This is a genomic window from Psychrobacter sp. 4Bb, from assembly GCF_002836735.1.
Classification (GTDB): domain Bacteria; phylum Pseudomonadota; class Gammaproteobacteria; order Pseudomonadales; family Moraxellaceae; genus Psychrobacter.
In genome coordinates this window covers 15,202-39,542 of the sequence record NZ_PJAS01000036.1, presented here as the reverse complement: position 1 = coordinate 39,542, position 24,341 = coordinate 15,202, and the positions used below count along the sequence as shown (strand labels likewise).

Genomic DNA, 24,341 nt, shown 5'->3' with positions numbered 1-24,341 from the left:
ATCTTATGATAAATCGTCATAAGGACAAATAACGTACATATGTTAGTGTAGTATGCCTTTGTCTCTCAGATAGCTCACCTTATTTAAGTGAATCTCATATGACCTTCTCAGAGACATTCAAACCAAAGTCGCCGCTGAAAGATGCTGGAGTTTGTCGTTTCGATTATCCAGAAGTGTTCGTGTTGATACTGACGGTTGTTTTGCGTGCTATATACTACGACTTCCGTTCTATCTCAATGGCACTATTGGTTATTATTACATTGCCAAGCCTCATGATTCTGATATACAACTACCGACGCCAGACCAGCTTTTGGACGTCTAATATCGTTATTATTCTATTATCGGTTGTCATCGGTTCACTACAATGTTGTACGGTCATATCGATCAGCTTGGCTGCCTTGATTGGTGTACGTATTATTCTTAGCCGACCTGAGAATCACCTCAGACTGTTATCTGTATCTGTCGTGACTATCATTGTGTTTTTCTACGTTAGCACAGTCTTAAATGCGAATAGTATGGGCTTTGATGAGGGCTTATTACCATTGATAGTAATGGTAGCAAGCTTAGGCGTTATTTTGTATCAGTTCTGGCGTATATATCAAGAATACATTGGTTATAAGGCTTCTGCCCATAAGGCAGGGGGACGCCTAAGTACAATGGTATCAGTGATCAATAAGCTGACCCGTTTTGTGCCACCACAAATTTGGGAGCCTATTGTCAAATCGGATAGCCCCGTTAGTGTTTCTAATAAACGCGCAAAAATAACTATCATGTTTTCAGATATTATCGGCTTTACCGAACTGTCTGATAGTCTAAGCTCTGACAACTTGTCAGACATTCTCAATACTTATATGCATTGTATGACGTCAATCGCTGATAAGCATGGTGCAGTGCTTGATAAGTTCATCGGCGATGGCATGGTATGTTTTTTTGGTGAGCCTAATAGTCGCGGCTCGCGTCAAGATGCATTAGATTGTGTGGCGATGGCAATTGATATGCGCCGAGAAATGCGCACCTTACGCCAAAAATGGCGGTTGATGGGGTTTGAAGGTTTATATATACGTGTTGGTATCACCACTGGCTACTGTCACGTTGGCAATTTTGGTAGTAATAGTCGATTAAGCTATACCATCATTGGCAAAGAAGCCAACCTAGCTTCTAGGCTTGAGTCCTGTGCGGGCAAAGATCAGATATTGGTCAGTGAAAGCACTTACGATTATATATGCCATAACTATGAATGTGAGCACGTTGCCGCATTTTGCTTGAAGGGTATTGATGAAAAGGTCGATGCATGGCAAGTACTTGACCCTAGTGCCAGTACAGGTCATCTTTCTAAATGGGTCGACCACACATTGCCCGGTTTCAATTTGCATTTGAATTTTAAAGATATGAAAGACAATGATTATCAAGATATTAGAGCTCGTTTAAATTTTGCACTGGAACGCATCGAGCAAGAGGAAGAAAAAGTAGTAAAGGACATAGCAGCAGAAAGTAAGCGTGAGGATGCCAATCGCAAATAAGCGTTTCAAGTTTGATATCTCAAAAGCATATATAGAAAAAGGCCAGCTATCATATAGCTGGCCTTTTTTAATCTTAACTAGGAAGTATCATCAGTGTTTAATGATTTTCTTTAGCATGATTGAGGGTATATTTAGGAACTTCGATGGTCAAGTCATCATCATCAAGCATGACCTGACAAGATAAACGTGAGTCAGGCTCTAGTCCCCAAGCACGATCAAGTAGATCCGCCTCGATATCATCCATCTCATCCAAACTGTTGAAACCCTTGCGTACTACAACATGGCATGTGGTACAAGCTTTTGACATCTCACAAGCATGCTCAATTTTAATGCCTTTTTCTAATAGTGCTTTACATAAGTTTTCACCAGCCTGTAGCTCAACTTCTGCGCCTTCAGGGCAAATTTCGTGGTGGGGTAGTACGGTAACTTTTGGCATAAATTATCTGTCCGATGCTAATCAATTTAAAAGATATTAAAAGTTAGCTTAACGTGTCAGTTAAGCGATATATGTCGATATATTTATTACCAGTCTTTGGCACTAGTACCGGCCATACTGGTCTTGACGCTTTGATTCATAATACGTGCAGCAAAGGCATCACTATGCGGCTTGAGCTGTGCTTGTTGTGCTTCAATAAGCGCTAAGTCATTAGTACTAAGAGAATTACGTAGCGCCTGTATATGCTCTGCTAGTGATTGTTGTTCTTCGACAGAGAGTAATGCTGCAAATTCGTTAAGTGCCGACTCTAGGGCAAGTACTTCACGTTCCGCTTCTACTTTTGTCTCAATTAAAGACCGTGCATTTTTGTCTTCTTCTGCGTATTTAAACCCTGCAACAAGCAGCTGTTCTTTCTGCTCATCTGATAGACCATAAGAAGGCACAATCTCGATCTTGCTTTCTGTTTTAGTCGTAGTTTCCTGCGCACTAACAGTAAGCTGACCATTAGCATCAATACTAAAGGTAACTTCGATACGCGCAAACCCAGCTTTCATTGGCGGGATGCCATACAGCTCGAAACGTCCAAGAGAACGACAGTTTTCCACCGTTTCACGCTCACCTTGCACCACATGAATCACCATGCCTGTTTGACCATCTTGATACGTGGTAAATACCTGACGTTTCTTCACAGGGATAGGCGTGTTGCGTGGGATGAGTACTTCAACCAAACCGCCCATGGTCTCAAGACCTAATGATAATGGCGTTACGTCCAATAACAACAAATTGTTGTCACTATCGCCATTAACCAGTTGGTGAGCAGTCTGGGCAGCACCTAAGGCAACCACTTCATCTGGATTCAGGCGGCAAAGTGGCTGCTTAGCAAAAAACTCAGTCACGACTTGCTGCACGGCAGGCATACGAGTCGAACCGCCCACTAAGATAACTTCATCTAGATCTGTAGTAGACAGCTTGGCATCGCGTAGGACTTGTTCGCACACGCTTAGCGTACGGCGACTGACAGGTTCTACGATAGTTAGCACATCTGTACGGCTTAATACGCCTTGATAAGACTGACCATTGACAGTGACATTGATATCTACTTGTTCAGCATCAGTCAATGCTTGTTTATAAGCCTTGGCTTGCTGAGCTAGTATTGATTTGTCATGTAGGCTTACGTCTTTTGGGTCGATATTTAATTGTTTAATAATCCAATTGGTAATAAGGCGATCAATATCATCGCCGCCTAGTGCGCTATTACCGCCAGTTGCCAACACTTCAAAGACGCCGTCGGTAAGCTTTAAGATAGAGACGTCAAAAGTACCACCGCCCAAATCATAGATTAAGTAATAGCTTTCTTTTTTACTGTCTTCTGATGATTGGTCAAGCCCGTAAGCGACCGCCGCCGCCGTTGGTTCATTCAACAAGCGAAGTACGTTGATACCCGCTGCTTGAGCGGCATCTTTGGTTGCTTGACGCTGTGCTTCATCAAAATAAGCGGGAACCGTAATCACGGCACCTTCAATGCTATCTGCAGGTAAGGCACTCGCTGCACGCTGCTCAAGAGCGGCTAAGATACGTGCTGATACTGCAACAGGAGAAACCTCACCTTGAGCCGTTACAAATGCAGGCATATCATCTTTATTACCAGACAACTCATAAGGATGAGAGAATTTGATATCAGCTTGACTACGACCCATAAAACGCTTAGCCGAGACGATCGTATTTTTTGGATCATCCGCTAAATGCGCTAGGGCGTCATAGCCAACCAATGGCGTGCCAGTTGCTGGATAATAGACAACAGACGGTAATAATGTATCTGTCGCTGAACCTGCCTCTAAGACTTGTGCCTTACCTGAACGCACCACAGCAACCAAAGAGCGTGTAGTACCAAGGTCGATGCCCAAGCCAAATTTATGTTGGTGAGGTTGAGCGCTTTGATTGGGTTCAGCAATTTGCATTAAAGACATAAGGATAACTCAGAGATAAAATGAATAAGTGAAATGGAGCAAATATAGCATATGTAGTACGAGAGCTTAACGTCGGTAATCTCATTCCATGGAATAAGGATTCTGACAGTTTGATGCGCTTAGACTCAAAGATTATACGGTATCACGGTCACTATTTTAACCAAATATACAGAATTTAGCTTATTAGTGAGAGATATAACCATAGATGTTTAGACGTATAAGTCATCGTCATCTGAATGTGATGAATTTGCAACATCATCAAGCCCAGTCGTCACATCAGCATTTAGCTTAACTAAAAATTTTAGCTTCTGTGTCGCATCAATCGCTGTCTGCCAATCTTGATTTTGATAAGCATTATTGAAGCGTTCAGATTGATTTGCTAGGCGCTCTGTAATTTGAGGTTGTAATTGCTGCAAGGCTACAAGATCTTTGTCTTCGATAGCATCATCTAGATCCATACGCATCTGCATCGCATCTTCCAAAAAATCCAAGTCTGCGATTGAGTGCTCTATGTTTTGTGCTTGATCTGCCATATCTAGTAAATAACCGGCACGACTATCAGGAGCGCTTAGCGTTTGATACGCTTGATTGATTAAAGCCGACGCTTTTTCAGACTGCAACTGTGCTTGAACCATATCGGTCTGACTTTTAGCAACATTATCAGGATGATAGCGTTTCTGCAGCAAGCGCAAACGTTGCTCTAGACTGCTTTGATTAATTTCAAATTGTACAGGCTGCTCAAATAGGGCAAAGAAGTTATCAAACTGTGGTTCTGAAGTAATATCTGTCATAATCTGATGCCTTACTTTTTTATTTATTTTTGAGGTCATGACCTAGCTAAGAATACTGAATCGCTTGGGTACTTAATTACATTAACCTTTCTTCATAGCGATAGTAGAGATACTGCACTATTCTTATGAAAGTTTATTGAAGCATAAATATATCGGTTTTCAGCCATTGAACCATTAAACTGTAAACGATTCACCGCAACCACATTCACCTTTTTGGTTAGGGTTGGTAAATTTAAAACCTTCATTTAAACCTTCTTTTTCGTAATCCATCAATAAGCCGTCTAAATACACGAGGCTCTTAGGATCAATAAAGATGCTAACGCCGCGACTTTCATAGCGCGTGTCGTTTTCATCAGGGGTATCTACAAACTCTAAAACGTAAGCCAAGCCCGAGCAACCCGCCGTACGGATACCAACTCGAATGCCTTCGCCTTTGCCGCGATTGTCCAAAAAGTCTCGAACATGCTGAGCGGCGCGTTCTGTCATTTCAATCATGCCAACTCCCATTGACTATTAATCATAAATATCAATAAAAAAATCTAGATAAACTGACAACCAGAATTACAAGATTGCCAAAACAATAGGCTTACAACTATTAGAAAACAAAAGGTGACAATTACATAAGTGTCATTGTCACCTCTTTAGCGTCAGTAGCGATTACACATTGCTACTTTAGCGTTGCTAGTACAACGTAGCGCATACGCTAGCAGGTTTAGCTTAGCTTAGATCGCAGCTTCTTCTGCTGGAGCTGCTACGCCATGCTTACCTTTATAGTCGCTAATAGCGGCTTTAATAGCGTCTTCTGCAAGTACAGAGCAATGCACTTTTACTGGTGGTAATGCTAGCTCTTGAGCGATATCGTTGTTTTTGATTTCGCCAGCTTGATCCAAGCTTTTGCCTTTTAGCCACTCAGTAACAAGCGAGCTTGAAGCAATCGCTGAACCGCAGCCATAAGTCTTGAAACGTGCATCTTCGATAATACCATTATCGTCGACTTGGATTTGTAGACGCATTACATCGCCACATGCTGGGGCACCGACCATACCGGTACCAACGTTCTTGGCGTTTTTATCAAGATTACCAACGTTGCGTGGGTTTTCGTAATGATCAATAACTTGGTCACTATAGGCCATGGGGTTTTCTCCTAGTTAGATGATGAGTAGTTGTTTATCGACTTTAAATGTCTCACTACTCATCGATAATTGGGGTCAAACGCTTAATTTAATTGTCTGATCAATTGTTTAATAAATATATATTGCTAGCTATACTAAAAAGCTATGTTAGAAATTAGTGCTCAGCCCACTCGACTGAGTTTAAATCAACACCTTCTTGGTACATATCCCAAAGTGGTGATAGAGCACGTAGTTTATCAACAGCTTCATGCATCTGTTTGATAACAGTATCGATGTCTTCATCAGTGGTATAACGGCCAAAGCTGAAACGGATTGAGCTATGTGCCAATTCATCTGGACGACCGATTGCACGTAGTACATATGATGGCTCAAGCGTTGCTGAGGTACAGGCTGAACCTGACGATACAGCTAAGTCTTTAAGTGACATCATCAATGACTCGCCTTCAACGAAGTTAAAGCTGATGTTTACAATATTTGGTACGCTATTCTCAAGATCACCGTTTAAGTAAATCTCTTCGATATCTTGTAGGCCATCCCAAAGTTTTTGACGTAATTTGGCTGCATGTGCATGGTCAGCTTCATAGCTTTCATTAGCCAAAGCAAATGCTGCGCCTAGACCAACGATCTGATGCGTTGGTAGTGTACCTGAACGCATACCGCGCTCATGACCACCGCCGTGTTGTTCAGCTTTCAAGCGAATACGTGGCTTACGACGAACAAACAATGCGCCGATACCTTTAGGGCCGTATGCTTTATGACCTGAGAAGCTCATCAAATCAATTTTCATTTCTTCAAGATTGATTTTTACTTTGCCAACAGACTGAGCGCCATCAACATGGAAAACTACGCCAGCTTCGCGAGTGATTTCACCAATCGCTGCAACATCAGTAATAGTACCAAGCTCATTGTTCACCATCATAAGTGATACTAAAATAGTATCATCACGTAGTGCTTCTTTTACTTGCTCTGGCAGGATAAGACCTGTGCTTGGCTGTGGCTCAAGATACGTAATCTCAAAACCTTCTTGCTCGAGCTCACGGCAGGTATCTAATACAGCTTTGTGCTCAATTTTACTGGTAATGATATGTTTGCCACGAGACTGATAAAAATGTGCCGCACCTTTAATGGCTAGGTTGTCAGACTCAGTCGCACCAGAAGTAAAGACGATTTCGCGTGGATCAGCGTTGATAACTTCAGCAACTTGACCGCGAGCAGTTTCTACTGCTTCTTCCGCTTGCCAGCCGTAACCATGTGAACGTGAAGCTGGGTTACCAAAGACACCATCTACAGTCAAATACTCGCTCATTTTAGCAGCTACTGATTTAGCAACTGGGGTAGTGGCGGCATAATCTAAGTATATAAGGTTGTTATGTTGGCTCATGCTGGGTTTGCCTCGCTGTTCGATAGAGTAATAGTATTAATGTCTTTTATGGAAATATCTTTTGTAGAGATGTGCTGACGCTCTGAGACTGACTGCACGTTTTCCATATCTAATAATTGCGCTAATGTTATATTTTTCAAGTACTGTTCGATATGATTCGACAGTGCACACCACAGATCGTGAGTTAGGCACATTGTACCACCTTGACAGTCACCGCGTCCTTCACACTGCATCGCGTTTACTGACTCATCAACCGCAGATATGATGCTCATCACATCTATCTCATTCAATGGCTTGGCTAGGTTATAACCCCCAGCTGCACCGCGAATACTCGTGACAAGGCCGCGTTTGCGGAGCTTAGAAAATAACTGTTCAAGATACGATATTGAAATCGATTGCCGTTTGGCGATATCGGATAATGATACAGCACTGTCTTGTTGGCTGGTCTGCAATGCCAAATCTAATAATGCGGTAACAGCGTATCTGCCCCGAGTAGTCAAACGCATGTGTTATCTCCAAACTTGATGTCATTTATGTTTAACAACGATCTTAGCCAAAAGTCTTAATAAGTACTCATAAGATAAAAAGAGCAACCAATAATACGTCAGCTAAGTTTTGTCTTATCGTTATTGAACAACAGATGATTAACCCGATGTGTGCAACGATTAAGGTAATTATACTTAATCCCGAGTAATTTAGTCAAGATTAAAGTGTGGTTCAATGGTTAATCAAGCTTATTGCTGTAATTGATAAAAACAATGATGTCTGGAAGAGATATATGAGTGAGATATAAGCAGCTTAGTTTGTCTGCTACAGATATATTTAACGAAGTAAAAAATAAGCGTTCAATATCTACAGAAGACATTGAACGCTTATTTATAGGTAATTCAGTGAACCAAAACTAATTCATCAATAGTGCGATGACTGAACCGATCATAATGACCAGGGCGACAACAGTGACAATCATCAACGTTTTTTGCTTGCTCTGGAGCTCTCTCACAGTTGTTTCAAGTTCACGGTTCTTAATGGTCAAGGTATTAATCTGTGTTTGCTGTTCTTTAATACGAAGCTTGTAGTTGTTCTTTTTTTCTTCCAAATCAGCTTCTGTAGGTTTGGTTTTGGCTTTACCACCCTTTATCTTTTTGATCAGCCCCTGAATCAAGCTGCCAAGCCCAAGTTGCATAATAAATTGTTTGACCAGTTGTACTTGAATCGACTCACCGCGCATCTGTAGCTTTTCGGTGGTTTCGCTATCATGAGTGGTGATGGCGTTGATAACTTGAATGCTGTAGGCATTGATAACCACGTCAGGCTCACTACGACCAATCGGCAGTTGCGCATCTAGTAACACGCCCTTGGTACTAAAGGTGGCAAATACTTCTACATGCGGTAAATACAGGCGAAGCGCCACCACGGTGCCTTGCTTGGCGAGCGGATAAGCGGCCTTACGCAGTTCAGGATCCAAACGTAACAGTAATGTCAGCGCCGACTCGATAAATACTAAAATGATATTAAGAAAAGAGTGAGACAACGTAGAACGCTTCATGTAAGTAATCCGTTTTTTATTTAGCAAGTTTTAGATATTGAGCAAACAGAAGTCTGTATTTGCCCAAGACTTGCAGTGATATTTTGCTTATAGTAACGTCTTTATAATAAAAAGTAACGCTAGTTTCTGTAGTGGCTAAACTATTACATTACAATTTAGCAGTCAATAAAGACACTCTTATTTATGACCAGTAATATACAAACTTAATGTATAGCAATGCATAGACAGCAATTGACAAATCTGTCAAAGCGTAGAAAATAGGAAAGCCAATCGTCTCAGTTATGCAGACTCGGTTATATATAAATTCTTAACGCTTTGCGTAACATTAGGTGTCAAATACGTAGTGTAGAGCACAAAAATATGTAAAATCGCTTGCGCTCCTTATGCTGCCTTGATATAAAGACGATAACAAAGAAGAACCTGTTATTGCGCCAGTTAGGTAGTTTTTATTGCGTAAGCACCATGAGAGCGTTACAATACTTGGCGTGAGCATTTATTACCCCCTTAAACTTGAAGGAAATTTTATGAATAAGTCAGAATTAATTGATAGCATCGCAGACAAAAGTGGTCTAAATAAAACCCAAGCTGGTGATGCACTAAACGCTGTTATGGAAAGTGTTGGCGAAGCACTAGAAGCTGGCGATAGCATCTCATTAGTTGGCTTTGGTACTTTCAGTGTAAAAGATCGCAAAGCACGCACTGGTCGCAACCCTAAGACTGGCGAAGAGCTAAGCATTCCAGCAAGCAAAGTACCAAGCTTCAAAGCTGGTAAAAACTTAAAAGAGCGCTTGAACTAAGCCGATTTTTTAAGCATAAAATGATAGTCGATGGTCTATAGCTGAAGTAATGAGCTAGCCATCGAAGAGAGCACCTAATATTTAGGTGCTTTTTTTATCGCTATAGTTTGTATCATGCGTCGTGAATATTTTGAGTCTGCATGAAAAATCACGTATCATAGGGCGCGCGATAGGTGTGTCATTTAAGTCAGATTTCTTTAGTAAATTTCGTTTTTTACTATAAAATGCATACGCTCTTACTCTTACCATTGCGAGCTTAGATAGCACTGATATTGGCAGGTTGCACTTAACAGCTCCTAACAGTATTACAATGGTTTTTCATCAATATAGGTTAATAAAGCAGAGATAACTATGGATAAATTGCGCGATTTCTTAAAAAGCTGGCCAGGTCGCATTTTATTGATTTTATGCCTATCGCCGCTCGCTCTCTTGGGTGTCGAAAGCTATTTTGGCGGCAACGTCGATCCCAACCAGATTGCGCAGGTAGGTGAGGCAAGCGTAGGACTGTCCGAGTATCAAACTGCTGTGAATAGCCGTCGTTCTGAAGTATTAGAGCAAGTTGAAGATGCCAGCTTATTGAATGAAGATGTGCTTCATGAGCAAGTATTAAAGGGTCTAATCGACCGTACGTTGTTAGAGCAGCAAGCAGGTAAGCTTGGTATGACAGTGTCTGACGACACGATCAATCGTTTGCTGCGTCAAGAAGAAATATTCCAAGATGCAGAAGGTAACTTTTCAAACGATCAGTTCTCAAACTTCTTGCGTCAGCGCGGCATGACCAAAAATCAACTATTTGCAGAATTTCGCAATCAGTTAAGCTTGGATCAATTGAACGCCAGTATTGTTGGGACGGCCGTCTATCCTATGCAAGCGGTCAGTCAATTGATTGACTTGCAACTTGAGTCGCGCAACGTTTGGGTGCATCGCTTTAATTGGCAAGACTATGCTGACAAAGTTAAGCTTAGTAAAGCAGACATTCAGTCCTACTATGATGCTAACAAAGACACATTGAAAAGTGCAGCGATGGTTGACTTGGCTTATATCCAGCTTAGCCCGCAAACTATCAAGGTTGATGAAGTAACCGCAGAAGAGTTGCAGCAGCAGTATGAAGCATATAAGCAGAGCATTGCGGCTACTGATGAGCGTAAAGTCAGTCAGATACTGTTTACTGGTAAAGATGCCAAAACACGAGCCGATAAAGTGAAAGCGCGTCTGAATAAAGGTGAAGCGTTTGCTGCGCTTGCTAAAGCAGAGTCGGATGATCCATCAGGTGAAACAGGTGGTGATATCGGACGCTTTAATCCGTCAGTGTTTGGCAGTGATGCGGATACTGTGCAAGAGGCACTAGAAGGGTTGAGCGTTGGTGATGTGACTGCGCCTATCAAGACTAGCTTTGGTTATCAGATATTTACGGTTACTGAAGACAATGGCAAAAAAATTCCAAGCCTAGACAGTATGCGTGATGAGCTGACTGCGAAAGCAAAAGAGTATAAACGTCAGGAAATCTATGCTGATAAAGTAACGTCAATCAATGATTTGGCGGCAGATGGCTTCAGTATCGAAGATATCGCACAGCAAGAAAACGTCAGCCTCAAGCGTATCAAAGATTATCGTAAAGTGAACAACAAATCAGCACTGCCGCAACCAGCAGTCGTTAAACAGGCATTTGATGAGTTTACTATTCAAGATCAAGCGGTAACGGCAGGCGTAGAAGTTGGTAACGGTACCGTATGGTTACAGCCAAGCAATTATCGTCCTACTAAGACGCTTGCTCTAGCAAATGCAACCCCAAGAATCACTCAAATACTCCGTCAGCAGAAAGCGACAGCATTAGCTTTAAAAGATGCTAAAGCATTGGCTGCTGGTATCAAGACACCAGCTGATATCAGTAAGCAGTCGGTTAGTTTCCAAGCACTGGGTGAGATTAACCGTCAAACGACACAGTTAACAGACAAAGAGCGTGGATTGGCATTTAGTCAGCAAGCCGCTGATAACGGTGTTGTCGCGATCGCTAGTGAGACTGAGATGGGTGCAACGCTACTGGTTGGAGACCGTATTAAAACTGAGCAGCAGTCGCCACTGTCTGATATGCAAAGAGCGCAAACAGCCAGTATTATCCGTGACAATTTAGGCCAAGACCAGTTGCAAGACTATTTGGACTATCTACGTATGGTATATACGGTTGAGATTAATGAAAGCAACATGGCAAATGCGCAAGGACGCTAAGTATTTGCTAGATTATTATTCTTATTCTTATTTTTAGACGTAAAAAAGCCACTGTATCGATTGATGCAGTGGCTTTTTTTTGGGTGATGCTTTAACGATAATTATCACGAATACTATAGAAGCTGAAAATTAGTCGCAGTAATAAATACAATTGCTACGACTAATCCTAGTCTTAAACTAATAGGTGATTGTTTAATGGCGGAAATGGCGCATGCCAGTAAATACCATCGCGATACCATGCTCATTAGCAGCAGCAATGGTCTCGTCATCACGCATAGAGCCACCTGGCTGAATGATAGCAGAGATACCTACTTCAGCAGCATTGTCGATGCCATCACGGAAAGGGAAGAACGCATCTGATGCCATAACAGCACCTTCAGTTGCTAGTCCAGCATGTTCTGCTTTGATAGCAGCAATACGTGCTGAGTTAACGCGGCTCATTTGGCCTGCGCCAACACCGATAGTACGTTGGCCTTTTGCGTAGACAATGGCATTAGATTTGACGTATTTTGCCACGTTCCAGCTGAACAGTAGATCTGCCACTTGCGCTTCAGTTGGTTGTACATCAGTGACGATTTTTAGGTCGTTAGCAGTGATTAAGCCTAGATCTTGCTCTTGTACCAGTAGGCCACCGTTGACACGCTTATAGTCAAGTTGGATATCGCGCTGATCTGGTGCTGGTAGCTCGCCGCATACCAAGACACGTACGTTTTTCTTAGTGGCTGTCGCTTCAAGTACACCGTCTTCGATACTAGGTGCAATGATTACTTCTACGAACTGATTGTCGATAATGGCTTTTGCAGCAGCAAGCGTCAACGGACGGTTGAATGCGATGATACCGCCGAAAGACGATTCAGGATCGGTGCTAAAAGCAGTACGATAAGCCGCTACTTGGTCATTATCAACCGCGACACCGCAAGGGTTGGCATGCTTAACGATAACGCAAGCAGGCGCGCTGAAAGCTTTAACGCACTCAAGCGCAGCATCGGTATCAGCGATGTTGTTATAAGATAGCGCTTTGCCTTGTAACTGCTTAGCCGTTGCGATTGAAGCTTGTTTGCTTTTCAAAGGCTGGTTTTCAGTATAGAAAGCCGCGTTTTGATGCGGGTTTTCACCGTAGCGTAGGTCTTGTGCTTTTTCAAGCTGTACATTGAATGTACGTGGGAAGTTTTCTGGCTCTTGAGTTTCGTTGACACGGCTACCTAAGAAGTTTGCAATCATACCGTCGTACTGTGCCGTATGCTCAAACGCCTTTACTGCTAAGTCATAACGTAAAGCAGTCGTCAGTTTGGTACCACCGTCTAAGGCGTTAAGTACACGGTCATAATCAGCTGGATCAGTGACGATACCTACATGAGCGTGGTTTTTCGCTGCTGAACGCACCATGGTAGGGCCGCCAATATCGATGTTTTCGATAGCGTCGTTCATAGTTACGTCAGCACGTGCGATCGTTTCAGCAAAAGGATATAAGTTCACGACGACTAAGTCGATACGTTCGATCGCATGATCACTCATTACTGCATCATCTGTACCACGGCGTCCTAGAATACCACCGTGAATCTTAGGATGTAGCGTTTTAACACGGCCATCCATCATTTCAGGAAAGCCTGTGTAATCTGATACTTCAGTCACGTCGACATTGTTTTCTGTGAGCAGACGATAAGTACCGCCAGTAGATAATAAACCAAAACCTGCTTTGAGAAGGCCTTGAGCAAACTCGACGATATTAGACTTATCGGAGACCGATAGTAGGGCAAGTGGGGTTGTACTCATAAGAAATTTTCCATAAAAAAAGCCTGACGTAAACGTCTGGCAAGGTGATGATGACAACGGTATGCCGTATCATGATAGATAGAGCGCGGAACGTTTGATTGCCATACATAATGATAGTCAATGATGATGGGTAAGCTCATATAACAATGCTACATTAAATCATAGGTCTTCATTTTTTTGCGCAAGGTGCCTCGATTTAGGCCTAATATCTGAGCACATTTGGTTTGGTTGCCTCTGGTTTTTTCTAGGACGACAGATAAGAGAGGCTCTTCGACTTGCTTCAAAATCAGCTCATATAAATCAGTGGGCATCTCATCTCCTAGCATCGCAAAGTACTGACGTACCACACGCTCTACATGAACCCGTAGAGGTTGCTGCGCACTATTTGTATAGTGTTGACTAGCAAAATCAAAGCCGTGCGTAGGTGATTGGTATTCGTCTTTATTATAATCGGCAGGGTGCTCAGAGCTTTTAGCAAAATGATTGGCATTATGCTGTGCATGAGGTGCCATAAAATAATATCCTTGAGATGAAGAAAAATTCTGATTGTGAAGGGTCAGAACCATAGTATATCAAATTAATATCGCCTAGCGCTGATAGATTCATCGTTATCTTGGCTATCACGGTTTAATTGAAAGTGAATTTACGTTGTGTTTTCTACTCACGCTTATCTATATATGACACCCTACTTTAATAAAGAGCGGTCATAGTAATGTCGCGAATTTGCGCATTAGCGACAGGGATAGTAAATAATAGCTGTCTATCTGTACTGGCAGCTAACTGACTTTGCTTGCCTAATAAATAATCGTTTGGATCTGCAATGAACTCTCCAATAATTTCATTTTTACCATAAACGCTTATTTTTACATTTGGGTATAGTTGTGCTTGCGGGCTGCCATTACTCAGAGTAGCGCCTATATCACTAAATGTACCAGCAGTTTTAATCTGACTGCTTCTATGAAAGGTATTGTTGATGGTAAACGCTGATAAGTCTGCACTGGGCAAGCTGCAGGCAGCGACAGAGCAGATCGATTGGAGACGCTGAGCATAGGCTGGGTTTTTGACTAAATTTTCTAAGTTAAAAATAACATACTGAGCCACGAGTAGCAGTGCTAAGACCAAACAACCTAGTACCCATAACAATGATGCAATTGAACGTGTCGTTTGGGTTGGTGCAAACGGTAGCTGTGTTTTTCTTAAACGTTCGTCGGCAACAGGGTCTTCATCTTTAACGGGTACTCCCATATCGGATAGAAGCTGTGATAAGTCTGTATCATCTGGCGGTGTTTCTTCGTCTTGATTTTGTTCTTCTAATAGTTTTTGTAGCCATGAATTGTTATCAGTACTCTCAACATTGGCATGAATATCATTGGCCGCTGCCGAGCTAAGCATGTCCTGTGTTGATGCTGATGCTGATATTGTACTAGTAGATGGTTTCTTTGTTGATGGATTAGGGATTTTGATAGTTTCTTTAGAAGAGGGCGCTTTTGGTTTTTCTGTGGTTGCTACGCTAGGATTGGTATTACTTGCTTGGGTTAACCATGCATCCATACTATCTAAAGAGTCATACTCTTGAACATTTTCTTCTGGCTCGTCTATATCCATATCGTCATGGATTAAACCATCATAATTTAAAGCATCAGATGATTTTTTCTTATTAGTTGAAGACGTAGGGCGATTTGGAATATTTTGAGGCTTATGCTGATTGCTACTAGTATTCGCTTTTTGCTCGTTTGATATTGGTTGATTTTGAGCTTTTTGTTGAGCAGGAATATTTTTTTGTGGTGTTGGTTTTTGAATGACCTCAGAATTTACCACAAGATGCTTATTGACCAAAAAACTTTGCTGGCACCGCTCACAGCTGATGGTAGCATTGACTTGATTTAGTTGAGTTTGTTTAACGCTATAGCAAGCTTGGCAATGGGGGCATTGGGTTTTTATTGGCGTGGTCATAGAGGCGAATCCAAAAAAGTATGGTTATCAATACCGCTTAGCCACTCACCAATAGCTGCCCACAATACGCATTTTACTTATTTAATTTCGATGAATTGTAGGCAAAGACAGAGTGGCGTCAAACACATAACATTTGACTGCCCTCTATCGTAACAGATGTAATTAAATGTTGCTAGCTGGTAAATGTACCTGATAAACGCTGCCAATGTTGGTCTTCTTGCGCAGTAAAAGCATGCTTTGGATCCAGTGCAAAATATGGCTGATAAGCTTCAGTGACTTGCTCGGTTTGTGACTCAATCAAACCTGCCAATACGATACGGCCCTTTGGCGCAATCAGTGTTGCAAAGTAAGGTGCTAAACCAATAAGCGGCTTTGCTAGAATATTGGCAACGATCACTTCTACAGGCAACACATCATGTTGCGAGCAGTACTCTGTAAATTCTTCTGGTAGAAATGCCTGTAAACGATCGCCTACATTGTTGCGTACCGCATTCTGATTGGTAGCAAGTACCGCCTGCGGGTCGATGTCGACTGCATATACCTGACGTGCACCCAATAGTAAAGCAGCGATCCCTAGAATACCTGAGCCACAACCATAATCGATAACCACTTTGTCTGTTAGGTCTTGCTCTGTTAGCCAGTCTAGGCACAGGCGAGTCGTAGCATGATAGCCAGTACCAAATGCCAAACCTGGATCCATAATGATATTGGTAGCTTCAGGGTTAGGCGGCGTTAGCCAGTCAGGCACAATCCATAAGTCATTAGCACATTCGATAGGATGATAGTTGCTCATCCACTCGCGCTCCCAATCCTTATCATCAACAGCCGTTAACCAAATACGAGTAGCCTGTACTTGTGCAGCGATTTCATGACTTAATTGCTCAACCGCTTGACGACTGCCAGCATCAGTAGTCGCATCGAATAGCCCTGTTAGTATCACCTCATCCCAAAGCGGTGATTCACCTGGAAGTGGCTCAAACAGAGGTTGATCGCCAGCATCGTCTAAAGCGATTGATAATGCGCCTGCTTCTAATAAAAGCGCTTCAGCTAAGTCGACGTTTGATTTTTCGCATTGTAAATGCAGTTGTTGCCATGCCATAAAGATAACCTTAAGCGGAAATAAAAATAAGTGTAGGTGTTAGGGGCTGCCCTAAATAAATCTACATACAATGAAATGTATGATATATATAGAGGTTTTAACTAATGAATCTAAAATGTGCAAATATCAGTTATTAGCGCAGTGCTTGTTTTGCTTCATTGACCACGCGTGAGTTACCCTGAGCTTGTCCTGATTGCAATATAACTTGCCATAGTGCTCGTCTACGACTGCTATCTTGAGAGACGCTAAGACCACGCCGTGCCATCGCTTCTGCCTTACGAGGTTGGTTCTTTTTTAATGCTACTTGTGCCAAATAGAAGTATACCGCCGATGACTTAGGTGCTAGACGCTGTGCACGGGTAAAGCTGTTCTCGGCATTGGTTAGATTGCCCGCTTTCAACTGACTGATACCTACTTGCATCAAATTGCGAAACGCAGGTAGATTACTATTATTGCTTACAGATTGTTGAGTACGTTGCTGCGAGTTTCTTCTAGCGTGCTCAAGTAATTCATTATGCGACGGTACTGATGGTTCAGAGATTATATAGTCGTTACGAGAAGGCGCAATGATAACAGGATCAGGCTGCATCACTTCTGGAGCGGGAGGTGTAAATACAGGTGTCTCTTGCGTTAATGGATTTGGTGTTTCGGACTGTTCAACTGCATCGTAAGGCTCGGTTGGATAGTTGCTTTGATCATTTGCTTCCGTGACAGGCGCTTGAGCAGTTGTCATTGATGGCATGGTCGGTTGTGACGTTGGTAATGTTTGAACAGGCGTGGTTTGCACTGTGGGCGATGTGCTAGGGGCCGTCTGACAAGCACTTAGGCTGAGCATGCCAATGATCGCGCTGCCTGCAAGTAAGGTATTGCTTGACGTAATTTTATTACGCCATAGCACTATGGTTTGTTTTACTGAAGTAGTTGTCCGTAAAGATGACACCATCATGTTAAAACCTTTTTTAAATATTAAAAGCTAAATACCAAAAACACTATTAGAGTTATTCAACAGCTAGAACCATTCAACAGCTAGAACCATTCAACAGCTAGAACCATTCAACAGCTAGAACCATTCAACAGCGCGGTCATACCAAGTATCAGCACGGTCTTCATCACCTTCACTTTGCTCGCTGATACCTTCTGCACCATCAGATTCAACAGCTTCACCATTTGGAATCTCTAAACCTTCGCGGCGACGTTGTTGATTGATATCACCTTGCTGATTCTGAAACTGTGTCTGTTCACGAGCACGATCTTGCTGATACAGGCTTAGCGCACAACTGCTGGCTTCTTCTGGTAGATGAGCTGACATTACTGGTAAGTAGCGAGCGTTCGCACAGCGCTCATTAGACAGTTTGCCTGAGTTGTTTTCTAGCCATAACCACTCGATACCTTCTGGCTCTGGTAGAGCAACTGGAGTCAGTTTTAGGCGTTTCATATAATCTACCCAAACTGGTAAGGCGCCAGTACCACCACTCAAACCAATCGGTTTATTATCATCACGGCCAACCCAAACGACACTTACATAGTTGCCACTATAGCCTGCAAACCAAGCATCACGGTAGTCATTTGTCGTACCTGTTTTTCCTGCTAGATTTAAATTACTACCGAGTGATTGGGCACGTCTGGCTGTACCATTTGAGACGACTTGCTGTAATGCATAGTTGGTCAAAAAGTTGGTTTCAGGTGGAATGCTACGCTGAGTATTAAGCCCAGTACGCTGTAAAATACGGCCGCGATCATCAATGACCGTACGAATACTATGAATAGGCGTGCGGAAACCACCAGTGGCAAAGACTTGGTAAATACCAAGCATATCCATCGGACTCAAATTAACTGAGCCTAACAATGCTGATGGGTAAGGCGGGATTTTTTCTTTGATACCCATGCGCTGTAATTGCTTAGCAAAAGTATTAACGCCGAACTCCATACCTAAGCGTACTGCCGCCTGATTATAGGATTGAGACAATGCTGTAGTAAATGGTACATAGCCATGATCACGGTTGTCGTAGTTTTTAGGGTTCCAGTCAGTACCGTCGTTTAGATTGACCGTAATAGGGGAGTCATCTACTGAACTGGCTAAGTTATAACGACCGCTCTCAAGCGCAGTCATATAAATGATAGGTTTAAGCAATGAGCCGACTTGGCGTTTGGCATCGACCGCACGGTTAAACCCTGTAAATTCACTACCACTACCTACAACAGACACTAGCTCGCCAGTCTCAGGGTTGGCACTCACTAACGCGCCTTGTAAATCCTTAGTTTTGCTACTATTACGACGTAGTTCACCAAGTTTTCTATCAACAGCCTTGTCTGCTGCCAATTGAGCGATAGGGTCTAAGGTGCTGATAATAATCAGACCTTCGTTTTTGAGGTCGTCAGAATAGTAAACGGTATTTAGCTCACGTTTAACAATATCCAAGAAGTCAGGGAACTGACTTTTGCCTTCAGCAGGCTTATCCACGATGCCAAGCGGTTGCTTTAAGGCTTTGTCGTAGTCTTCTTGGCTCAGTGTACCCATGGTCAGCATGTTATTAAGCACCACATCACGGCGTGCTTTTGAGTCGTTTGGATTACGACGTGGGTTATAGATACTTGGGCCTTTTGCCATACCAACCAGCATCGCTTGCTGATCTAAGCGCAGCTCATTAAGTGGTTTGTCAAAATAAAACTGTGATGCCAAACCAAAGCCATTGATAGAGCGGTTGCCATTTTGACCCAGATAAATCTCATTCAAATAGGTCTGTAAAATTTCATCTTTGCTGTAATGCAGCTCAAGTAGCACGGCCATCAATGCTTCATTGGCTTTGCGTTTGATAGTGCGATCTGAGTTGAGATAAAAGTTTTTGATCAGCTGCTGGGTGATTGTCGAACCACCTTGTCTGGCACCACCAGTAAAGTTATTGATTACGGCACGGGCGATACCACGTACCGATACCCCTTTATGCTCATAAAACGCGCGATCTTCGGTAGCGATAAGGGCGTCAATCAACGGCTGAGGCACTTCGTCCAAAGACACAACCATCCGATCTTCATTACTGTCTGGATAGATACCACCGATATTGACAGGCTCTAAACGAATGATGCCGCTTTTGGCAGGCAGAGTACTCTGGATAGATTCTACTTTATTACCAGAAATCGTCATTTTGATGACTTGCTCGGCATCTTTATCATTGGCGCTATACGTAAAGCCGCGAGTGTGAATAAAGTAAGTATTGCCTGTCCGATGATAGGTGCCCGTGCGATCATAAGCCTTGTTGCTTTGATAGTTCAGCAACTCTAGCCATGTCTTCATCGTATCTCTATCGACATTGGCGCCTTGATACAGCTCAAGCGGCTGCGAATACACTTTGGCTGGAATGTCCCAGCGCTTGCCCTCAAACTTATGAGTAATGGTGCGATCAAGTTTGATCAAATACAGTGCCAATAGCACCATGCCTGCGATGATAATAATTAATAGCAGACTACTAAAGACCAAGCCGCGCTGCTGCGAGGGTAGCGTGTGCATAGCAGACTTAGATGACACTGATAACTTGGTATTTGGTAACTTGTAATTAGGTTTTTGCACGGATGTCGCACCATTTTTGGATAAAAAACTGCCTCATAATGACGCAAATTGACAAATTTTTCAATCTATCATCGTCAACGCGGGCATTTATTGGTCGTAGGCCATGAGCGATGGTACTGCTCATAGCAATGGCTTATAGTATAATCCCTATTAAAATACCAATACTTGTAAGAAAGCGTCAGTCACTTTCAATCTGGTAGATAAACGCCATATAAGATAACAATTTACGATTGCCCTCACGATGTATTTTGTATGAATTCGCTGTTGCTAATTGTTTGCTATTAGCCGTTTGTTATTAATACTATGCTACTAGCGGTAGTGATATTTATGTGATTAAAAACGGCTCTATTGCATGACGTACAGTACAGTTAATACGAGCAAGTTTGCTTTAAATGAATGCATTTTAAGCAAGCCTGTCAAAGGAAGTAAGCGCGACTATGTCTAGTATCCCATCATCAGTATCATCTGCTACCAATCATTCTTATGAAGACACTTCTATCATCGAAGGCTTAGTGCTCCCGCTGGCTGATCACTGTTTCCACTGCGGCGACCCCGTACCTCAGCCACCCTTTTATGCTGAGATATTAGGTCAGTCACGAGAGATGTGTTGTATGGGCTGTCAGTTAGCTGCCCAAAGCATTGTAGAGGCTGGTCTTGAGCAATACTATCTTGACCGTTCAGAGATTAACCGTACGGCAAGTTTGCCAACTCAGCTGACGCGCCTCGAAGTCTATGATCATGACGAGATAAAATCGCAGTTCGTTTATGCGCAAGATGGCATGTCAGTAGCAGAGCTGTCTGTTAATAACTTACGCTGTGCTGCCTGTACTTGGCTGATTGAATCACGTCTCGATGAGCTAGAGGGTATTGGTAAATGTCAGGTAAATTTGACCAACCAACGTATGCGGGTCATTTGGGATGAGAACAAATTACCCATCAGTCGCATTTTAGCAGTCATCAACGAAATCGGCTACGAAGCCAAGCCTTATCGCCAAGATACACACGAAGCCATGCTGGTACGTCATAATAATCAAATGCTATTGCGTCTCGGCATCGCTGCACTAGGTTCGATGCAAGCGATGATGTATGCCGTTGCGCTGTATTTTGGCGAGTATAGCGACATGTTGATATTCCAGCGTGACTTTTTGCGTTGGGTGTCTTTGTTTGTGAGTACGCCTGTATTTTTCTATGCTGGCATTCCTTTCTTTACCTCCGCATGGTCAGCGATTCGTGCCCGCCAAGTCAATATGGATGTGCCCGTCAGTCTTGCGTTGATTATTACTTTCTTTGCCAGTCTCTACGCTACCATCACTGGGCAAGGGGAGACATACTATGACTCGGTCAGTATGTTTATTTTCTTTTTGCTGGCAGGGCGTTATATCGAGCATAACGCACGTCTAAAAGCCGCAACTATGGCTAACGATTTGGTGGTCGTCGAGCCGGTATTGGTGCAAAAAGTCGCTGAAGACAAATCAGCAGCTGAGTATATTTTACAACTGCTAAAAGAAAATGAATATCAACAAGATAAAGCTATCGAAAATGAGGCTCAAAAGGGTTCGAGTGTAGCGGCTGAAGTCATGCCTGACTTTATGCAGCGTATGGATGCCAATATTTATCAGCTCACATCACGCATCGCTCAAGACTGGCAGCAGTCACGTAACCAACAAAATGCGCAATCACAGCCCGAAGGCGATATAGAGTCAAAGCAAATGGTCACCGCTCATAGTTTACAGGTGGGTGACATCATTTTGGTTGAGGCAGGTTCAGAGATTATCAGTGATGGTATCTTGCTAAGTTCTACTGCAACGGTGTCACAAAGTCTACTGACGGGCGAAGGTGATTTAATCATCAAATCCCAAGGTGATTATATCGTCGGCGGTGCACAAAATGACAGCCAGCCGTTTGAGATGCTCGTCACAGCATTGCCAAAGGACAGCCAGATAGGCTTAATTGATCGATTGATGAATCGTGCCATGAGCGAAAAACCCAAATTGGCGCAGCAAGCGGATAAGTTGGCACGTTGGTTTGTGGCGCGTATTTTAGTATTGTCAGTCTTGGTATTTGTCGGCTGGTATATCGTTGATCCAAGCCAAGCTATTTGGGCTACCGTAGCAGTCTTGGTGGCTACTTGTCCTTGTGCGCTATCGTTGGCGACGCCGATTGCCTTGACCGTCTCAACCAATCGTCTGGCAAGCTATGGTTTTTTGACGACTCGTGGTCATACCTTACAGACGCTAGCTGAAATCACGCATGTTGCTTTTGATAAAACTGGCACGTTGACTTATGGCAAACCAAACCTACTAAATATCGAGTTAATTACATCAAAAAGCCAGACCGAAACTGACGATTTGTCATTAACAGCGCAAAAAGATACGCTGTTGGCAATTGCAGCTGCACTAGAAGTAGGGAGTCGTCATCCCATTGCCCACGCGCTACTGACGGCAGCCCATCAGTTACACCTACCATCGACGCAAGCCGTACAGCATTATCCAGCAGGCGGTGTAGAAGCGATGATTAATGGTACTGTATATCGAATCGGTCATAAGGACTTTGCGTTAGACAAAACAGATGACGGTACCAATAATATAGGTACAAATAATGATATAACCATCGATCTAGTAGCTCAACGAGCCAGCTCAGCAGTAGTATTGTCTTATCAAAATACTGATAGAAAAAAATGGCAGGCGCTGGCATGCTTTTATTTCAATGACAAGGTACGTGATAGTGCGCAGTCGATGCTCGATACGCTCAAAGGACTAGGTATAGAGTTTGTTATGTTGACAGGTGATCCAAGCCCGCAAGCGCTAGTGATGGCTGAAAGTTTAGGTATACAAGCAGCATACAACGGACTATCACCAACTGATAAAGTCAATCATATTCAGCAGTTGCAAGCTAACGGTGCCGTGGTATTGATGGTGGGTGATGGTATCAATGATGCACCGGTATTAGCAGCAGCAGATGTGTCGACCTCGATTGCAGGTGCGGCAGACTTAGCACAAGTATCCAGTGATAGTATTATCTTAAACGGACAAATCGAGGCCATCACTGCGGCTAAACGTATCTCTGATAAGACGGAACGTATTATCAAGCAAAATTTCCGTTGGGCGCTCGCTTACAACAGTATCGTCCTGATACCAGCGGCTTTAGGCTATGTGCCACCATGGCTTGCTGCAATTGGTATGTCGCTCAGTTCGCTATTTGTCGTATTAAATGCATTGCGCTTAAAACGTGCTTAGTCTCTTTAAAAAGCATTCAATATAAACAGGTCTGTAAAGTTTGCTCATAAAAAAACCGCCTTCCATCAAATGGAAGGCGGTTTTTTCTATACAAAGATATTGTTAGGTAGCTCTTACAATTAGTCTTGTAGATAGCTTAGCAGACGCATAAATTCGATATACATCCAGACTAAGGTCGCAAGAATACCAATACTGAACAACCACTCGTAATCTTCAGACACACCCATCGCAACACCGCGATCAATGTTATCGAAATCTAATAGCAAAGTGAAAGAAGCAATAACGATCACGAATAAGCTAAAGCCAATAGCGATAGCGCCACCTTCAAATAGGAACGGCAATGATGAGCCAAACGCTAGAGAAAGTACCCACTGTGCTACATAAACAAGCATAATGGCAATAACCGCTGAGGTCACGATAGAACGGAACTTTTCAGTAACCTTAACTAAACCTGAACGATATAGACCAAGCATAACCGCAGCTGTGACGAAAGTTGCACACATTGCAGTGACTGGTACTGTTGGATACATTCTCATGAAAAATAATGAGATACCGCCCAAAAATATACCTTCTAACAAGGCGTAAGGCACTGCCAAAGTCTTGGCTTTTTGCGGCTTGAAGGTAATAAAAAGCGCCAGAACAAACGCAGCAATCATGCTACCAAAGGCTGCCATCGTAATAAAACCTTGCGATAAACCTGCCATAAGCGCATAAAAGAAAAAGCCCACACCAGTAATGGCTGATAAACCAAGTAACAAGCTGGTCTTTTGAATTACGCCCTTGACCGTCATTGGATTACCGCCGATCGCAAGTTCTGCGCGACTGACAATAGGATTGGCCATACATAAGTCCTTAATAATAAAATATAAAAATAGTGATGTTGGTTACTTTAGCAAAACCGCTATTATTGTCAACTGT

At 42.8% G+C, this 24,341-nt stretch carries 19 protein-coding genes; 4 read left to right on the top strand and 15 right to left on the bottom strand.

Going from position 1 to position 24,341, the window contains the following annotated elements; translation table 11 throughout:
• Positions 1–98: 98 nt before the first annotated feature.
• Positions 99–1,520, top strand: a complete 1,422-nt coding sequence (locus CXF60_RS00955) for an adenylate/guanylate cyclase domain-containing protein (protein WP_102090403.1) — start codon at positions 99–101, stop codon at positions 1,518–1,520.
• A gap of 97 nt (positions 1,521–1,617) precedes the next feature.
• Here the strand turns inward: CXF60_RS00955 and fdx are convergent, their stop codons facing one another.
• The 8 genes from fdx to CXF60_RS00915 all read right to left on the bottom strand — a co-directional run bounded on the left by fdx (position 1,618) and on the right by CXF60_RS00915 (position 8,774).
• Positions 1,618–1,956 (bottom strand): ISC system 2Fe-2S type ferredoxin, encoded by a 339-nt coding sequence (gene fdx / locus CXF60_RS00950; RefSeq protein ID WP_057759211.1) that lies wholly within the window; start codon positions 1,954–1,956, stop codon positions 1,618–1,620.
• 86 nt (positions 1,957–2,042) lie between these two features.
• Positions 2,043–3,923, bottom strand: a complete 1,881-nt coding sequence (gene hscA / locus CXF60_RS00945) for a Fe-S protein assembly chaperone HscA (RefSeq protein WP_102090402.1) — start codon at positions 3,921–3,923, stop codon at positions 2,043–2,045.
• A 209-nt stretch (positions 3,924–4,132) separates the two neighbouring features.
• The gene (gene hscB, locus CXF60_RS00940; RefSeq protein ID WP_102090401.1) at positions 4,133–4,714 is read right to left on the bottom strand and encodes a Fe-S protein assembly co-chaperone HscB; all 582 of its coding nucleotides are present in this window, start codon (positions 4,712–4,714) and stop codon (positions 4,133–4,135) included.
• Positions 4,715–4,888: 174 nt separating this feature from the next.
• Positions 4,889–5,209, bottom strand: coding sequence for an iron-sulfur cluster assembly protein IscA (gene iscA / locus CXF60_RS00935; protein WP_021814983.1), 321 nt, complete (start codon positions 5,207–5,209; stop codon positions 4,889–4,891).
• A 227-nt stretch (positions 5,210–5,436) separates the two neighbouring features.
• A complete protein-coding gene (gene iscU, locus CXF60_RS00930) occupies positions 5,437–5,847 on the bottom strand; it encodes a Fe-S cluster assembly scaffold IscU (RefSeq protein WP_057759218.1) in 411 nt (136 codons plus the stop codon).
• Between the two features lie 154 nt (positions 5,848–6,001).
• On the bottom strand, positions 6,002–7,228 hold the full coding sequence (locus tag CXF60_RS00925) for an IscS subfamily cysteine desulfurase (RefSeq protein WP_057759220.1): 1,227 nt from the start codon (positions 7,226–7,228) through the stop codon (positions 6,002–6,004).
• Positions 7,225–7,734: an Rrf2 family transcriptional regulator gene (locus tag CXF60_RS00920; protein WP_102090400.1), complete on the bottom strand. Its 510-nt coding sequence runs from the start codon at positions 7,732–7,734 to the stop codon at positions 7,225–7,227. The genes CXF60_RS00925 and CXF60_RS00920 overlap by 4 nt, the downstream gene beginning before the upstream one ends.
• Positions 7,735–8,129: 395 nt before the next feature.
• Entirely contained in the window at positions 8,130–8,774 is a 645-nt protein-coding gene (locus CXF60_RS00915; protein ID WP_102090399.1) for a hypothetical protein, read from the bottom strand.
• 524 nt (positions 8,775–9,298) lie between these two features.
• On the opposite strand from CXF60_RS00915, the gene CXF60_RS00910 reads away from it, so the two are divergent.
• Together CXF60_RS00910 and CXF60_RS00905 are read left to right on the top strand one after the other, a co-directional pair.
• Positions 9,299–9,571, top strand: coding sequence for an HU family DNA-binding protein (locus tag CXF60_RS00910; protein WP_045445077.1), 273 nt, complete (start codon positions 9,299–9,301; stop codon positions 9,569–9,571).
• Between the two features lie 351 nt (positions 9,572–9,922).
• Positions 9,923–11,797 carry a SurA N-terminal domain-containing protein gene (locus CXF60_RS00905; RefSeq protein WP_102090398.1) on the top strand — a complete coding sequence of 625 codons (1,875 nt, stop codon included), beginning with the start codon at positions 9,923–9,925 and terminating at the stop codon, positions 11,795–11,797.
• Between the two features lie 192 nt (positions 11,798–11,989).
• On the opposite strand, the gene purH is transcribed toward CXF60_RS00905, so the two are convergent.
• From purH to mrcB, 6 genes are all read right to left on the bottom strand, one after another.
• Entirely contained in the window at positions 11,990–13,570 is a 1,581-nt protein-coding gene (gene purH / locus CXF60_RS00900) for a bifunctional phosphoribosylaminoimidazolecarboxamide formyltransferase/IMP cyclohydrolase (RefSeq protein WP_102090397.1), read from the bottom strand.
• Between the two features lie 149 nt (positions 13,571–13,719).
• Complete coding sequence (gene fis / locus CXF60_RS00895) at positions 13,720–14,082, bottom strand: DNA-binding transcriptional regulator Fis (RefSeq protein ID WP_057759230.1); 363 nt, start codon at positions 14,080–14,082, stop codon at positions 13,720–13,722.
• A gap of 178 nt (positions 14,083–14,260) precedes the next feature.
• Positions 14,261–15,523: a DUF3426 domain-containing protein gene (locus tag CXF60_RS00890; protein ID WP_102090396.1), complete on the bottom strand. Its 1,263-nt coding sequence runs from the start codon at positions 15,521–15,523 to the stop codon at positions 14,261–14,263.
• A 172-nt stretch (positions 15,524–15,695) separates the two neighbouring features.
• Positions 15,696–16,622, bottom strand: a complete 927-nt coding sequence (gene prmA, locus CXF60_RS00885) for a 50S ribosomal protein L11 methyltransferase (RefSeq protein ID WP_102090395.1) — start codon at positions 16,620–16,622, stop codon at positions 15,696–15,698.
• Positions 16,623–16,755: 133 nt separating this feature from the next.
• On the bottom strand, positions 16,756–17,568 hold the full coding sequence (locus tag CXF60_RS00880) for a tetratricopeptide repeat protein (protein ID WP_228706994.1): 813 nt from the start codon (positions 17,566–17,568) through the stop codon (positions 16,756–16,758).
• Between the two features lie 114 nt (positions 17,569–17,682).
• Complete coding sequence (gene mrcB / locus CXF60_RS00875) at positions 17,683–20,187, bottom strand: penicillin-binding protein 1B (RefSeq protein WP_416376857.1); 2,505 nt, start codon at positions 20,185–20,187, stop codon at positions 17,683–17,685.
• Between the two features lie 437 nt (positions 20,188–20,624).
• Here mrcB and CXF60_RS00870 point away from each other — a divergent pair, with 437 nt between their 5' ends.
• Complete coding sequence (locus tag CXF60_RS00870; RefSeq protein ID WP_102090394.1) at positions 20,625–23,423, top strand: heavy metal translocating P-type ATPase; 2,799 nt, start codon at positions 20,625–20,627, stop codon at positions 23,421–23,423.
• Between the two features lie 119 nt (positions 23,424–23,542).
• Here the strand turns inward: CXF60_RS00870 and CXF60_RS00865 are convergent, their stop codons facing one another.
• On the bottom strand, positions 23,543–24,265 hold the full coding sequence (locus CXF60_RS00865; RefSeq protein WP_057759239.1) for a Bax inhibitor-1/YccA family protein: 723 nt from the start codon (positions 24,263–24,265) through the stop codon (positions 23,543–23,545).
• Positions 24,266–24,341 lie beyond the last annotated feature (76 nt).